This is a genomic window from Lachnoclostridium sp. Marseille-P6806 (assembly GCF_964238185.1).
In the GTDB taxonomy this organism is placed as follows: domain Bacteria; phylum Bacillota; class Clostridia; order Lachnospirales; family Lachnospiraceae; genus Brotaphodocola.
On sequence record NZ_CAXSLG010000009.1, the window covers coordinates 166513 to 180030 of the forward strand.

General features: G+C 45.6%; 11 protein-coding genes. 3 read left to right on the forward strand and 8 right to left on the reverse strand.

The genetic code is table 11. From position 1 onward, the window contains the following. Positions 1 to 47: 47 nt before the first annotated feature. From ACESON_RS12910 to ACESON_RS12925, 4 genes are all read right to left on the reverse strand, one after another. Positions 48 to 1232: a glycoside hydrolase family 88 protein gene (locus ACESON_RS12910; protein WP_177958284.1), complete on the reverse strand. Its 1185-nt coding sequence runs from the start codon at positions 1230 to 1232 to the stop codon at positions 48 to 50. A gap of 18 nt (positions 1233 to 1250) precedes the next feature. Continuing rightward, the gene (locus ACESON_RS12915; protein ID WP_177958283.1) at positions 1251 to 2087 is read right to left on the reverse strand and encodes an ABC transporter permease subunit; all 837 of its coding nucleotides are present in this window, start codon (positions 2085 to 2087) and stop codon (positions 1251 to 1253) included. 12 nt (positions 2088 to 2099) lie between these two features. Continuing rightward, complete coding sequence (locus ACESON_RS12920; protein ID WP_373110295.1) at positions 2100 to 3173, reverse strand: carbohydrate ABC transporter permease; 1074 nt, start codon at positions 3171 to 3173, stop codon at positions 2100 to 2102. A gap of 112 nt (positions 3174 to 3285) precedes the next feature. Next, on the reverse strand, positions 3286 to 4638 hold the full coding sequence (locus tag ACESON_RS12925) for a sugar ABC transporter substrate-binding protein (protein ID WP_373110297.1): 1353 nt from the start codon (positions 4636 to 4638) through the stop codon (positions 3286 to 3288). A 254-nt stretch (positions 4639 to 4892) separates the two neighbouring features. On the opposite strand from ACESON_RS12925, the gene ACESON_RS12930 reads away from it, so the two are divergent. Genes ACESON_RS12930 through ACESON_RS12940 form a run of 3 tightly spaced genes read left to right on the forward strand, consistent with a single transcriptional unit; the run spans position 4893 to position 10330 of the window. Next, positions 4893 to 6764, forward strand: a complete 1872-nt coding sequence (locus tag ACESON_RS12930) for a histidine kinase (protein WP_373110299.1) — start codon at positions 4893 to 4895, stop codon at positions 6762 to 6764. Beyond that, a complete protein-coding gene (locus ACESON_RS12935; RefSeq protein ID WP_373110301.1) occupies positions 6761 to 8380 on the forward strand; it encodes a response regulator in 1620 nt (539 codons plus the stop codon). Before ACESON_RS12930 ends, ACESON_RS12935 begins: the two co-directional genes overlap by 4 nt. A 12-nt stretch (positions 8381 to 8392) precedes the next feature. After that, positions 8393 to 10330 (forward strand): heparinase II/III family protein, encoded by a 1938-nt coding sequence (locus tag ACESON_RS12940; RefSeq protein ID WP_373110303.1) that lies wholly within the window; start codon positions 8393 to 8395, stop codon positions 10328 to 10330. A 6-nt stretch (positions 10331 to 10336) separates the two neighbouring features. On the opposite strand, the gene ACESON_RS12945 is transcribed toward ACESON_RS12940, so the two are convergent. From ACESON_RS12945 to ACESON_RS12960, 4 genes are all read right to left on the reverse strand, one after another. Continuing rightward, positions 10337 to 10981, reverse strand: a complete 645-nt coding sequence (locus tag ACESON_RS12945) for an AAA family ATPase (protein WP_373110305.1) — start codon at positions 10979 to 10981, stop codon at positions 10337 to 10339. A gap of 179 nt (positions 10982 to 11160) precedes the next feature. Then, a complete protein-coding gene (locus tag ACESON_RS12950; protein ID WP_373110307.1) occupies positions 11161 to 12156 on the reverse strand; it encodes an FAD-binding protein in 996 nt (331 codons plus the stop codon). A gap of 41 nt (positions 12157 to 12197) precedes the next feature. Beyond that, on the reverse strand, positions 12198 to 12701 hold the full coding sequence (locus ACESON_RS12955) for an FMN-binding protein (protein ID WP_373110309.1): 504 nt from the start codon (positions 12699 to 12701) through the stop codon (positions 12198 to 12200). Then, on the reverse strand, positions 12670 to 13404 hold the full coding sequence (locus ACESON_RS12960) for a hypothetical protein (RefSeq protein ID WP_373110311.1): 735 nt from the start codon (positions 13402 to 13404) through the stop codon (positions 12670 to 12672). The genes ACESON_RS12955 and ACESON_RS12960 overlap by 32 nt, the downstream gene beginning before the upstream one ends. Between the last annotated feature and the right edge of the window lie 114 nt (positions 13405 to 13518).

A 13518-nucleotide genomic window follows, 5' to 3' on the forward strand; every position in this document is an offset into this window, starting at 1 on the left:
CCTTCATTCTTTTCCTGAAAACGCCTGCTGCTGTCATCCGTCCTGTTTTACCAGTAAATGTTCCAGTCCTTGTGCAGCCTTGTCAAAGCTTCCATATAAAAATAATCTCCCCAGATATTACATTCATCCACCCCGTAATGATTGCAGGTATTGTAGGGGGAATGGTTAGAATAGGTACTGTGAAGCACCAGTCCGTTTGACTGTGACGGATCCTTTACTGCATAATGATCCACCACAGATTTCATCAGCCTTTTTGCAATGGAAATATAGTAAGCCGCCTCCTTAGATGGCAGGTATTTTGCCATTTCCAGCATGCCGCAGGCTGCAATCGATGCAGAAGAAGAGTCTCTGGGCTGATCCTCATTTCCATCGCCAAATTCCAGATCCCAGTAAGGAACCAGATCCTCTGGAAGATGACGGAGAAAATATTCTGTTACTCCTTTAAAAATCGGAATATAGGACTCTCGTTTTGTATATTTATATCCTACCGCTGTTCCGTAAACACCCCAGGCCTGTCCTCTTGCCCAGGCAGAACCGTCGCGGTACCCCTGACAGGTTGCACCGTGATCCGGCGCCCCTGTTTCGCGGTTAAAGAAAAAGGTGTGCCAGGTAGAAAAATCAGGACGGATCACGTTAGCCAGCGCCGTATGAATATGCTTTTCCGCTACCTGACGGTATTTTTCCTCTCCTGTTTCCTCTGTTGCCCAGTAAAGAAGAGGCAGGTTTAGCAGACAGTCAATAATCAGCCGGTAATTATCCGGCGCATTTAAAGGTCCCCATGCCTGAATGAATTCTCCCTTTTCATGGAAACGGGTAATCAGCTCCTCTGCTGCTTTTAAGGCAGCCATTCTTCCCACCTGACTTCCTGTCAGCTTATATCCAGCCACACAGGAGGGAGAATATAAAAATCCCAAATCATGGGTTTCCACATCAATTTTTTCTTCAATCCGATTCAGAAAATCCTTCATCTGAATCTCTCCGGCCTCCTTCAGTGCCGGATTCTTTGTATGCTCATAGGCCAGCCAGATCTCTCCGGTCCAGAAGCCGGTTGTCCAGTCTCTGTTTTCTGTGGGCTGATAAAATCCATTTTCACTGTAAGCCTTCTGAAAGCAGTGAGTAAATTTCGGAAGATTCCGAATCACCTGGGCGGAGGCCGCATCCAGGGCAGCTTCCACCTCGCTGTCTGTTATTTCCGGCTTCTGCTCCAGTTTTTCAAGTGCAATCCAACTCATAATTTAATCTCCTTCTGTTTAACCCTTTACGCCAGAGGCAGCTACGCCTTCTACAAAGTATTTCTGTAAAGACAGGAACACAATCAATACAGGAATCAGACTGAGTACAGAAGCTGCCATAATCAGACCATATTCAGAACCAAACTGGCTGATAAACATACGAAGTCCCAGCTGCAGAGTTTTCTTTGATTCTGTTGTCAGATAAATCAACGGCCCCAGGAAATCATTCCAGGTATTCACAAAGGTGAAAATAGTCAGGGTAGACAGGGCCGGCTTAGAAAGAGGCAGCATTACCCGGTACCAGATCTGGTATTCCGTCATACCGTCAATCCGGGCTGCCTCACAAAGCTCTGTAGGAATTCCCTCGTAAAACTGCTTCATCATAAATACGCCGAAGGCAGAGAAGGCCTGCAGGCAGATAATCGCCAGATGAGTATCAGCCAGTCCAAAGGAACGCATCATCATAAACTGCGGTACCATATATACCTGCCAGGGAACTGCAATGGTTGTAATATATGCTAAAAACAGGGTGTTTTTTCCTTTAAACTGCAGCTTGGCAAAAGCATAGGCCGCAAAGCTGCTGGTCAGCAGCTGAAGGAAGGTTACAATCAAGGTCAGCTTTACGGTATTCAGCACAAATTTTGAGAGGGGGATTTTGTGCCAGATATCCACGTAATTCTGCCATCTGGGATTCTCCGGAATCCACTGTATGGGGAAAATAAATACATCCTTATCAAGCTTAAAGGATGCGGAAAGCATCCAGGCAAAGGGAACCAGCATTACCAGAGCAAGGGCAATCAAAACAACATAGAGGATTACCCGAAAGGCTCTTGTTTTTGTATTTTTGATTTTCATGTTCGGATCCTCCTAGTTTGAATATTTCTTCTCCCCACGGAACTGTACCAGGGTAATGGCCAGAACAATGAGGAACAGTACCATGGCTACTGCACTTGCATAGCCCAGATTCCAGTTACGGAAAGCTTCTTCGTAAATGTGATAAACCAGTACAATCGCTGACTCATTCAGCACACCGGCATTTCCGCCTGCCAGCATGTATACAATATCGTATACCTTGAAACAGTTAATGGTCAGGATAATCGTAACAAAGAAGGTAGTCGGCTGCAGCTGAGGCCAGGTAATGTAGCGGAACCGCTGCCATGCATTGGCGCCGTCTAAGCTGCAGGCCTCATACAGTTCTCCATTGATTCCCTGAAGACCTGCCAGATAAATAACCATATAGTAGCCCATGTTTTTCCAGACAGAGAACATAACAACCGTAAACATAACCCAGTCCTTGTCAGCCGCCCATTTGGGAAGACTTTTTGCCGCCATACCCACATTATACAGAATCATATTGACTGGTCCGCTTTTTGCCGGAGAAAACAGCATATTCCACACTGCTGCAACTGCTACCAGAGAAGCCACATACGGGAAAAAGCTGACAGTACGGAAAAAATTCCGTCCTTTAATATGCTGATTCAGGAGAACTGCCAGACCCAAAGCAGCTGCCAGGGTAAATGGTACTGTTGCAACACAGTAAATAATCGTATTCTTTAAAGATGCCAGGAAACGGGTATTTCCAATCATCATAGCAAAATTATCCAGAGCTGCAAACTGCATCGGGTTATTTCCATCCCATTTAATAAATGCAAGGATAAATGCGAAAATAACCGGTCCAAGAGTAAATACTGCAAATCCGATAAAGTTTGGTGCAATAAAGCTGTAGGCTACCAGATCCCGTTTTGTCTGGCGGCTGAACCGCTCTCCGGTTTTGGCCTGACGAATCTTATCTCTTACCTGATCCACCTTTTTCCCCAGCTTCAGTTTCTTTTTTGGATCCTGCTCCGCCTCTGCCTGCTGCTGCAGCTTTTCAAGCTGCGGCTCTAAAACAGCCAGCCTGCGCTGAACCTCTGCCGGATCCACTGACTTTTTCTGTCTCATAACTATCTGCCTTTCTCTTCCTGCCTATGATTTATATGAGGCAGACGATTTTGTTTATCGCCTGCCTCATATGGATTTTTCTCAAATAATTTTATCAAAAACGAAACCAGAATTACTGCGCCAGAATTGCAGAAATTTTTTCATTCATATCAGCAATTCCTTCATCGATGGTACTGTTTCCGGTCATGATGTTGTCATGAGCCTCGTTTAATACTGTCTCCATCTCAGAGCTCTTGGTGCTTACCGGCATTTCCAGATACAGATTTGCAGTCTGAAGAGCCTCTTTGCTGCCTTCATCTGCCGGGAATCCCTCAATAGAAGCTACCATGTTGGCAATATCATCGGTCATGATTGCCGGAATGGTTCCTGTAGATGCCAGAATATCAGCACCCTCTTCTCCGCATACAAACTTTACAAAATCCCAGGACATATCTTTATCCTTTGCGGTAGTCGGAATAGCCAGAGAAGTAATCGTTGCCAGAGTAGAGCCCGGTTCTACGCCCTCTGCATGAGGATATTTTACCATACCCCAGTTGCCGCAGTCTGTGTATTCACCTGCTTTTACCTTATCAATCAAAGTAGAAATAAACCAGGTTCCCATGTTCATCATTGCTACATTTCCCTGAGAAAATGCACCGGAATAATGAAGATTAGAGGTCTTTAAGGTTGCATAGTCCTGACATACACCGTCCTCCTGCTCTGCCAGAATCATCTCATAATACGGCTTCAGAAAATCATAGTTTCCATCAATAATGCTGTTCTTTCCATCCAGAATACCAAACAACTGAACTGCACTTCTCCAGGTATGATAGTGAGCTCCGTACACCTCCTGACCAGGCATATCGTTGGTAACGCTTCTTGCCAGAGCGTCATACTGCTCAAAGGTCATATCATTGGTCGGATAATCCACTCCTGCTGCATCAAAAATATCTTTATTATAGAATACAACCCAGAAATCGCTTCTAAAAGGAAGCTCATACAGCTTATCTTCTACTTTAATTTGGTCGGTCAGCCCCTTAAATGCGCTTAAATCTACGCCGTCCTTTGCAATATACTCATCCAGCGGCTCCAGAACGCCCTTGTTTACCAGAGTAGTATATCCGGGAACATCTTTTACAGTTACAACATCAAAATCAGAGCCAGATCCGGTCAGCTGTGTAGCAAGAACGGTCTGGTAATCAGAGCTTCCCAGGTCAACCAGTTCAACCTTTACATCCGGATGAGCGCTTTCATAGGCTTCAATTAAGGGCTGGTAATAAACGGTTAAATCCTTATCCCACATAGCCCATTTCAGAATCTTCTGCCCCTCTGCCGGAGCCTCTGTTTCAGCTGCTGCCTCAGTCTCAGCCTTTGTATCTGCTGCAGGTGCTGCCGTGGTTTCTCCTGTCTGAGAACCGCCGCATGCTACCAGACTTCCTGCCATAGCTGCTGCCAGAGAAAGGCTTAAAATACGTTTTTTCATCATAACTTTTCCTCCTGATTCTAATAGCGGCTGCCCTGTGCAGCTCGCATCTGATGGTTCCATTATAGTGAAATCCTCCTGGATTCTGAATGGAATTTTCACCAGAAAAGCTTCATTTTTTACACATCATGTTATTTAATATTATCATATTTTCATGTAATTTTTCACCATTCCTGTATTTTTTTACAATTGTATTCATTTGACAAAGCTAAGACCTGACGATAGAATAAGAGTAATTAACAGAAAGGAATCGTTTTATGAAAAAGCACATATTTCCGCAAACGGTCCGAAACCAGATTATTATCAGTACAGCAGCTATAACCCTTATTATCGCTGCCATTACTGTGACTATCTGCTTTTCTGTATTCCAGTCCTTTCTCCGCAAAGCGGAGATTCAGTCTGCGGAATTCAATATGCAGGTTATTTCCAACAACGTTTCGGCCGACATGGATCACATATTTTCCTTTGTAGACTGGTGCAGCAGCAATACAGACATCAATCATTTTCTGCGGGTCTTTCAGAATCAGGAAAAGATGCCTACTATCTCCTCGGAAGATTTTTCCCTCCGCACCGTAGCCTTAAATACCTATAGCCGGTTAAAGGAGCAGTACAATGATACTCCCTCCTCAGAAAAATACATGTCCCGGGTTCTGATTTCTCCGGAAAACAGAAAGGTATACCTTCAGCTTTCCGATACAAGCGCTACCAATACCTCCTCTGCTGCAGATATTGTCTATGCCGATGAGCATTTTCAGAGGTTTCTCAATGCGCCGGAATACCTGTGGAACGGTTTGCATCCGGATCCTCTTCTGGAATCTGACAGCCCGAAATTCCTTCCCATTGTGCGTCCTATTTATAATCAGTACAATGCGGATCGAATTGGATGGCTCTATCTTACAATTCCGGAAAGACTGCTGACGGATTATATTCATACCCTGCCTTTAGAAGAAGACTCTGCCCTCTATGTTACTATCGGAGAACATACCTACCGTTATAACTGCGGCCAGCTGACAGAGTGTGATTTTTCTTTTCAGATCTTAAAGGATGTCAGCAGTCAAACCTTCCATAAAAGCAATCGCGCTGCTCAGGTACAGTTTCCAGACGGAAGCCGGCGGTACACAGTATCCTGCCCTCTGGGAAATCAGGGATGGACCATTACTCAGGTGCTTTCTGATCAGAGCTATCTGGCCCAGAGAGACGTTTATAATACCATTATTGCGGGGATTGTCGTTGTTATCCTCATATCCGGAGGGCTTCTCTACCTGGTATTAAGCCATCTGATCAATCGTCCTGTGGCCTTGCTTCAGAGCAAAATCGACGCTATTGCTCAGGGAGATTTTTCCAGGGACCCTTCGATTGAATGGAAAAATGAATTCGGAACCATCGGAAAAGGGATTAATCAAATGTCGGAAAATGTAGTTTCTCTGATGGACAAAAAAGTAGAAGATGAAAAGCAGAAAAAGGATCTGGAATATCAGATTCTTCAAAGTCAGATTAACCCGCATTTTCTCTACAATACCTTGAATTCCATCAAATGGATGGCAACCATTCAGGGCGCCGGCGGTATTGCAGAAATGACTACAGCCCTGGCCCGACTGATGAAAAATGTCTCCAAAGGCACAGGCGCCCAGATTCCCTTGAAAGACGAGCTGGCGCTGGTTCAGGATTATTTTCTGATTCAGCAGTATCGATATGGAGGCAGTGTATCTCTGGAATGCCGGATTCCAGATCCCAAGCTGTATCACTGCATGATTCACCGTTTTTCTCTTCAGCCTATTGTAGAGAATGCACTCTTCCACGGCATTGAGCCCAAGGGCTGTGCCGGAAAGATTGTCATTGAGGCATGGGAATCCTCTGCCTCTGACGGCCAGCCACTTCTGAAGGTTTCTGTTACTGACAACGGTATCGGTATGACAGAGGAGACCATGAAAAAAGTGCTGACTGGGGAAGCCGATTCCTCCGCTGAATTTTTCCGCCATGTGGGAATCAATAACGTAAATAAACGAATTCAATATGATTTTGGGGAGGATTTCGGAATCACAATCCAAAGCGAAACCGGAGAAAATTCCTATACTGTCATGACCATAACACTCCCCTATATCACAGATGAAAGGACAACGATATTATGATAAAACTGCTGATTGTTGACGATGAACCTCTGGTACAGATCGGCATAAAATCTATGATAAACTGGGCAGAGCTTGGCATTGAAGTCTGCGGTACTGCCATGAACGGTCAGGCTGCCCTGGATATGATCCGGGAATACGCCCCGGAGCTGGTCATTACCGATATCAAGATGCCGATTATGAACGGCCTGGATTTGGTGAAAGCCTGCAGAGACGAAATCGGCCCCATCCCCCTGTTTCTTGTTCTTACCAGCTATGAAGAATTTGAGCTGGTGAGGAAGGCTCTCTCCTACCAGGTTGTTGATTATCTGGTTAAGCTTGAGCTGGATCCAGACAGCCTCAGACAGGCTGTCGAACGGGCCCTGGAGCGATTAAACCAGCTAAAGGAAAGCGCTGCATACCGTCAGGCTGGCGGACGCCCCCTGCTGCAGAGTTATTCTGATAAATTTTTCATGCGTCTTCTCCACAATCTGTTTGACAGCCGGGAACAGTTTGCCATTCAGGTGCGGGATCTGCGCCTGGATTTTTCCCATCAGTGCTATCTGGCCTGCCACGGTGAAATTCACAGCGGAGTAGCCGCCCAGCTAAGCAGGGAAAAACAGATGAATCTGTATTCCAGCAGCCTGCAGATGATACGGGAAATATTTAATAAATATGCGCCCAGTTATGTTATTTCCCTTGATAAAATCCATTTTGCCGCGGTTTTTCATTTTCCTACGATGGAAAAGGCCGATATTACCGCTGTACAAAACGGTATTTCCAACGCCTGCTCCATGGTACATAATTATTTTAATGTATGGCTTTCCATAGGAATTGGAAGTGCTGTAGACGATCCCTTAAAAATAAGCGGATCCTATCAGGAAGCCCGACAGGCATTCAATCTGGCGGATCAGGAAAATCCTGTTGTTCCTTTTTCCCGGATTACCGATGACACCATGAAAAATGCCTTTAACATTACGGTTTTTAAAAACAGTCTGACACAGGCCTTTGAAGAGTTTGACACAGACGTACTCTACCGCACACTGACGGAAATTACAGAGCTTTTCATCTCCAATCCGCAGAAATATCTTCAGGCTGTAGATGCCGCCTGCAATATTCTGTATCTTGCTCTTTCCCTTCTTCCCGGCAGTGAGGAAACCCTGGAAGAAATTTTTTCCGCCTATCCAGATGGATACCGTTCGATTTACAGGGCAGCCAGCATTATGGAGGTTACGCAATGGCTGAATACCCTTCGGGACGGGCTATGCAGCATTCTGAAAAACAAACGCAAAACCTACAAGGATCATGTTGTCTCTAATGTTCAAAAATATATTGATAATCACATCGAAGACCGGCTGACCCTAAACGATGTCGCGGCTGTATTTGGATTGACTCCCAATTATTTAAGCGCCCTTTTTAAGAAAAGCTGCAGCATCGGATTTACAGAATATATTACTCAGAAAAAAATAAGCCGGGCCAAGGCCCTTCTTCTGGAACAGGATTACAAGATCTACGAGGTGGCAGACCGGCTGGGCTTTGAAAGCGCATTTTATTTCAGCAAAGTATTTAAAAAAGTAGAAGGCGTATCCCCCCGGGACTACATCCAATCCCATACCGCTGCGCCAAGCTACCGTGAATAAAGGAGATTTCTTATGTTTCAGGAACTTGCCAAGACCTATTGTACCACTTTTGTACCCTTTCATCCGGCTGCCCCTGCTGCAGTTCGAACTGCCTGGGAGCACCTGGATCCTTCCATTCTTTCCCTTCTTCTCAAAGATGGAGAACGCTGTTTGAAAGAGCCGTGGCCGACTCTTACTGCCACAGACTATCTTGATTTTACCAGAACCGGAAGAAGATCACTCTTTGAAGGCAAGCTGTTTGCCCGAAGAACCCTTCTCAATTCCATGCTTCTGGCAGAGTGTGCCGAGCATCAGGGACGCTTTCTGGATTCTGTTTTAAATGGAATCTGGTCTATCTGTGAGGAGACCTCCTGGTGTCTTCCTGCCCACAATTCCTATATCCGTGATACACCTCAGCTTCCTCTTCCAGATGCACGGCGCCCGGTAATTGACTTATTCGCCGCGGAGACAGCTGCCATTCTTTCCACAGCCAGATACCTGTTAAAGCAGGAGCTGGATGCAGTCAGTCCTGCTGTTTCTGTCCTTCTTGATAAGGCCCTGTCCGAACGTATCTTTGTTCCTTACCTGAACGAGCATTTCTGGTGGATGGGAGACGGCAAATCTCATATGAATAACTGGACTGTCTGGTGTACCCAGAATATTCTTCTGACTGCCGCACTGTCAGATATCAGTGAGGAAGTTCGCAGAGCTGTTTTTCTTAAGGCATGCGAAAGCCTTGACTATTTTCTTGCAGAATATGGGGAGGATGGCTGCTGTGATGAGGGCGCTCAGTATTTTCACCACGCTGGCCTTTGTCTTTTTGGCTGTATGGAAATCCTCAATGCCATAACAGACGGACATTTCCACGCTTTATATGAGGAGCCGAAGATTAAAAATATTGCCTCCTATATTGTTCAGGTACATGCGGCAGGCCCCTATTATATCAATTTTGCAGACTGCTCTCCGATTGCCGGACAGTGCGGCGCACGAGAATATCTCTTTGGAAAACGCACCGCAAATCCCCGTCTTATGGGACTTGCTGCCGGAGATTTCCGCCAGTCACAGGACCCTCTGCTTAGAGAAGAACACAATCTTTTTTACCGCCTGCAGACGATTTTTTCCGCTCAGGAAATGACGGATTATGTGACAGCTGCTCCAACCACAGGAGATGATATTTATTATCCCAGCACCGGGCTTTTTATCGTCCGTGACAGTCGGTTTTGTCTGGCCGTAAAAGCCGGTGATAATGATGACAGCCATAATCACAATGACACCGGCAGCTTTACTATTTACAGAAACGGGCAGCCTCTCTTTGCTGATATTGGAGTGGAAACCTATCAGAAAAAAACATTTTCGGAAGAGCGTTATTCCATCTGGACCATGCAGTCTCAGTATCACAATCTGCTTTCCTTTGCTGGATGTGACGAATCGGCTGCCATTTCACTTCCTTATGGATATGCAGTGAATTTTGGTTCTGCCAATTCAGAATCCGGCGCTCCCGCCATTGCCGCCATGCAGCACAACGGTCCCCAATATCGGGCAAACGATGTCCGCTGGCAGCTGACCGATACCTTTGGAGAAATTTCCATGGAACTGGCAGACGCTTATCCAGAACAAAGAGTTTCATCTTATGTACGAACCGTTCGCCTGGATAAGGAAAAGGGAATCACCATCACAGATGTAACCAGCTGTGATTCCTTGCAGCCTGTGCTTTCCCTGATTACCAGCGAAGAACCCTTCTGGAAAGGAGAGACCTCTGAGCTTCTGATTCCAAACTCTGGAGCTGCCTCTGTTTTGCCTGAAAGCCAGACTGAGGATTCCCTCTGTGTCTGCAAAATTCAGGGTGCCGCAAAGGTAATAAAAGAGCGGCTGCCCATTACGGACAACCGCCTCAAAACCGCCTGGAAGCAGGATATGTGGAGAACTCTTATTTACCTTCAGTCCAACCAATGCTCCTTAAATATCCGATAGCACCGATTAAACATCATATCCAACCATACGGATGTATGCTTTGATCAGTTCTATAATCTGATCATATTCCAACCTACTGGCATTGATGGGCAGGTCGTAGTTGCTTACGTCCTCCCATTCTCTGCCGGTAAAATATCTGTGGTATTCTCTTCTCTGTCTGGTAATCTTTGTCAGCTTATCCAAGGCTTCCTTGGTATCTGCAAGACCGTCTGCTTCCATGGTTCTGCGAATACAGGTAGCAGTATCTGCATAAACAAAAATTTTAATCAAATCCTCTTTTCCTGCTGTTTCCAGAATATAATCGGCACATCTGCCAATAATCACGCAGGATTCATTTTCTGCCAGTTCCCGAATCACCTCTGACTGAAAACGGAACAGATTATCCGGAGATGTAACATCACCTTCAATTTTGGGATTTCCCGGCAGTGTATGGCGAATTCCTCCTACAATTCGACGCAGAAGATTGTTTCCCGCCTTCTCATCTGCCAATCTGAAATACTGCTCTCCTACTGCACTTTTTTCTGCTGTCAGACTCAAAATTTCATCATCATAAGCCGGAATTCCCAGCTCCTCTGACAGCTTCTTTCCTACAATTTTTCCGCCGCTTCCATACTGACGTTCAATGGTAATCACCAGCTTTTTTTTATCCATAAAGCACCTCCTGAATCCGCTTACAAGTAAGCTTAACACAGCTTTTTCTTTCAAATTTCCCGCCGTCCTGAATAGTTACGTTTTTATTATAACACAAATCAGGAAGGCTGCAAAATTTTTTTACAGTCTTCCTGATATTTTCTGACTATTATCCTGCTCTTGTCAGAATCTTTTTCTGCTTATCTTTCATAAGCAGCAGCATTGGCGCCTGCAGTTCTTCCAAATACAACTGTATCAGTTAAGGCATTTCCACCGAGATGATTGCTTCCATAAATACCGCCGGTTACCTCGCCAGCTGCATACAGTCCCGGGATTACATTGCCTTCTGTATCAATCACCTCTGTGTTAAGGTTGATCTTTACACCGCCCATCGTGTGATGAACCGTAGGAACACGAGCTGCCGCATAGAAAGGAGCATCGTCAATGCCGTTGTTCTTCTGATCATTATCGGTAAACAGAGTACGTCCAAACTCGTCCTCCTGACCTTCCAGATCACCGCCCAGACGATGACGGTTATATTCCTCTACACTTGCTTTGAGGTTTTCAGCCGGAACACCAATCTGTTCTGCCAGTTCTTCCAGTGTATCTGCCTTGTAAGCACGTCCGGCTGCTACCAGAGAATTTACGCTTTCATTAAAGTTGTTTACCTCATCGCCGGTAGGATAGCAGTCACTGTTCATTACAATATACATTGTAGTATCCGGCTGCTCAAATAAAGCAAGCGTCATCTCATCACGGCGTCCGCCTTCGTTTACAAAACGATTGCCTTCTTTATTGACAAAGATACGGCTCTCTACAGAATGCTCAATATTTTCTGACAGGCTTCCTGTCTGGGGATCACCCAGAGGAAGCAGCTGGATATTGCCCATCTGAACCAGTTCTGCGCCGATTTCCTCTGCCATAACAATACCATCTCCGGTAATCGCTGTCGTATTGGTAGATGGAATGGTCTCGTCCAGTGTCGGCCACAGCTTTGTTTCCTCATTGTATTTCTCTCGCATCTCAATATTTCTTCCAAAGCCTCCGGTAGCCAGAACCACACCATTGTTAGCCTTAACGGTCACTTTGTTTCCGGTTTTCCCTTCGCACTCAACACCCACAACAGCGCCATCCTCAACAATCAGGTGTTTTGCTGTCGTTTCGTATTTCATAGTAATTCCTTCATTCTTATCCATATAAGCCTGATAGGTCTTGAAAAATCCGGATCCCTCCGGTTTTACCGGCTTATGCGCGGCTCCCACATACCACCGGTTACAGTAAAGAGTCCTGGCTGGAATTCCATTCCCAGATCCATCAGCCACTCTACACCATCATAGGCTTCATCAACCAGCTTACGAACCAGTTCCGGATCTCCCTGCTTGTCTCCGCCTTCATAGGTCTGCTGATAATGGAAGTCCACGCTGTCTTCTCTGGCAAGATCCTCCTCACTGCCTTCATCTACAGCATTGAGAGCACCGCCGGCACCAATTACAACTACATCTGCTGTCAGCTCCTCATCCTCTGCTGCCGTAACCTCCGGCTTCACAGCCTTAAGTGCTTCCACGTCTCCTCCTGCCTGCTTCACACAGTCTGCCACACCATCTAAAATGGCATTGCTCGTAAGCGTTGCACCAGAAACAGCATCAATACCAAGACCCTGAAGTTCAACAATCTGATTTTCTGTGTTGCTTTGTTGCCTTATTTCTTCCTTACCCCAGCAATTTCCGCACCACAGTTTCATGAATTCCTGTCAGATATGCTATTTCATCCATTGTCTTCCCTTTTCGTTTTAATGAAGTTACTATTCTTCTTTGTTCACTTTTTACACCTTGTTTTTTACCTATTTTCTCACCTCGTTCTCTGCCAATCTTTTCTCCCCGCTTCTGGCCGATTTTTTCGCCTCGCTCCTGGCCTATCTTTTCGCCTCGTTCCTGACCTATCTTCTGACCTATCTTCTGGCCGTTCCTCTCCCCATCCCTGTAAATCTTATCCATCTCTCTGCACATAAACGTCACTCCTTCCTTAGTATTTTTAAATCGATAAACCTGTTGGCGCAGCACGGGATTATACATCTCTTCCGGCGCTTTGCAGTGAAAATCATGCATCAGCCGTCCCAGCGCGGTATCCTCCTGATTTTTGGAATCCACATAAATAATGTGGGCGCAGTCTGGAAAATCCCTGCCGTTTTCCTGGATCTTTCTGCTGATGTGATAAATCGGAAGATGATACCCCAATGCATCTGTTTCCGTAATAAGTATGACATAGCTATTGGGAAGTTTTTGATACGCTTCCCCTGGCTCCAGAAGATTCATATCCAGTAAACCGCTGTGATATCTGGCTCGCTTCGGGGATGCCCCTTCCCGCTTTTGCTGAATCTCCACATTGTAAAGATTGTGTTCCCTGTCCACAGCCACACAGTCCAGGATTGCCGATCTTCCCTGCAAATTTTTATAATCTGCCTGTAGTGTCTGAGAAATGACCGTGAACTACCCATTGTCTAAAGCCAATGGGCTTCCTGCTTCCCAGACCTCGTAACCTACTATCTCCACAGGCGTTAA

Bases quoted from the DNA above. Each gene is read 5' to 3' on its own strand.
- ACESON_RS12910 (WP_177958284.1), bottom strand. From the start codon at position 1,232: ATGAGTTGGATTGCACTTGAAAAACTGGAGCAGAAGCCGGAAATAACA.
- ACESON_RS12915 (WP_177958283.1), bottom strand. From the start codon at position 2,087: ATGAAAATCAAAAATACAAAAACAAGAGCCTTTCGGGTAATCCTCTAT.
- ACESON_RS12920 (WP_373110295.1), bottom strand. From the start codon at position 3,173: ATGAGACAGAAAAAGTCAGTGGATCCGGCAGAGGTTCAGCGCAGGCTG.
- ACESON_RS12925 (WP_373110297.1), bottom strand. From the start codon at position 4,638: ATGATGAAAAAACGTATTTTAAGCCTTTCTCTGGCAGCAGCTATGGCA.
- ACESON_RS12930 (WP_373110299.1), top strand. From the start codon at position 4,893: ATGAAAAAGCACATATTTCCGCAAACGGTCCGAAACCAGATTATTATC.
- ACESON_RS12935 (WP_373110301.1), top strand. From the start codon at position 6,761: ATGATAAAACTGCTGATTGTTGACGATGAACCTCTGGTACAGATCGGC.
- ACESON_RS12940 (WP_373110303.1), top strand. From the start codon at position 8,393: ATGTTTCAGGAACTTGCCAAGACCTATTGTACCACTTTTGTACCCTTT.
- ACESON_RS12945 (WP_373110305.1), bottom strand. From the start codon at position 10,981: ATGGATAAAAAAAAGCTGGTGATTACCATTGAACGTCAGTATGGAAGC.
- ACESON_RS12950 (WP_373110307.1), bottom strand. From the start codon at position 12,156: ATGGATAAGAATGAAGGAATTACTATGAAATACGAAACGACAGCAAAA.
- ACESON_RS12955 (WP_373110309.1), bottom strand. From the start codon at position 12,701: ATGAAACTGTGGTGCGGAAATTGCTGGGGTAAGGAAGAAATAAGGCAA.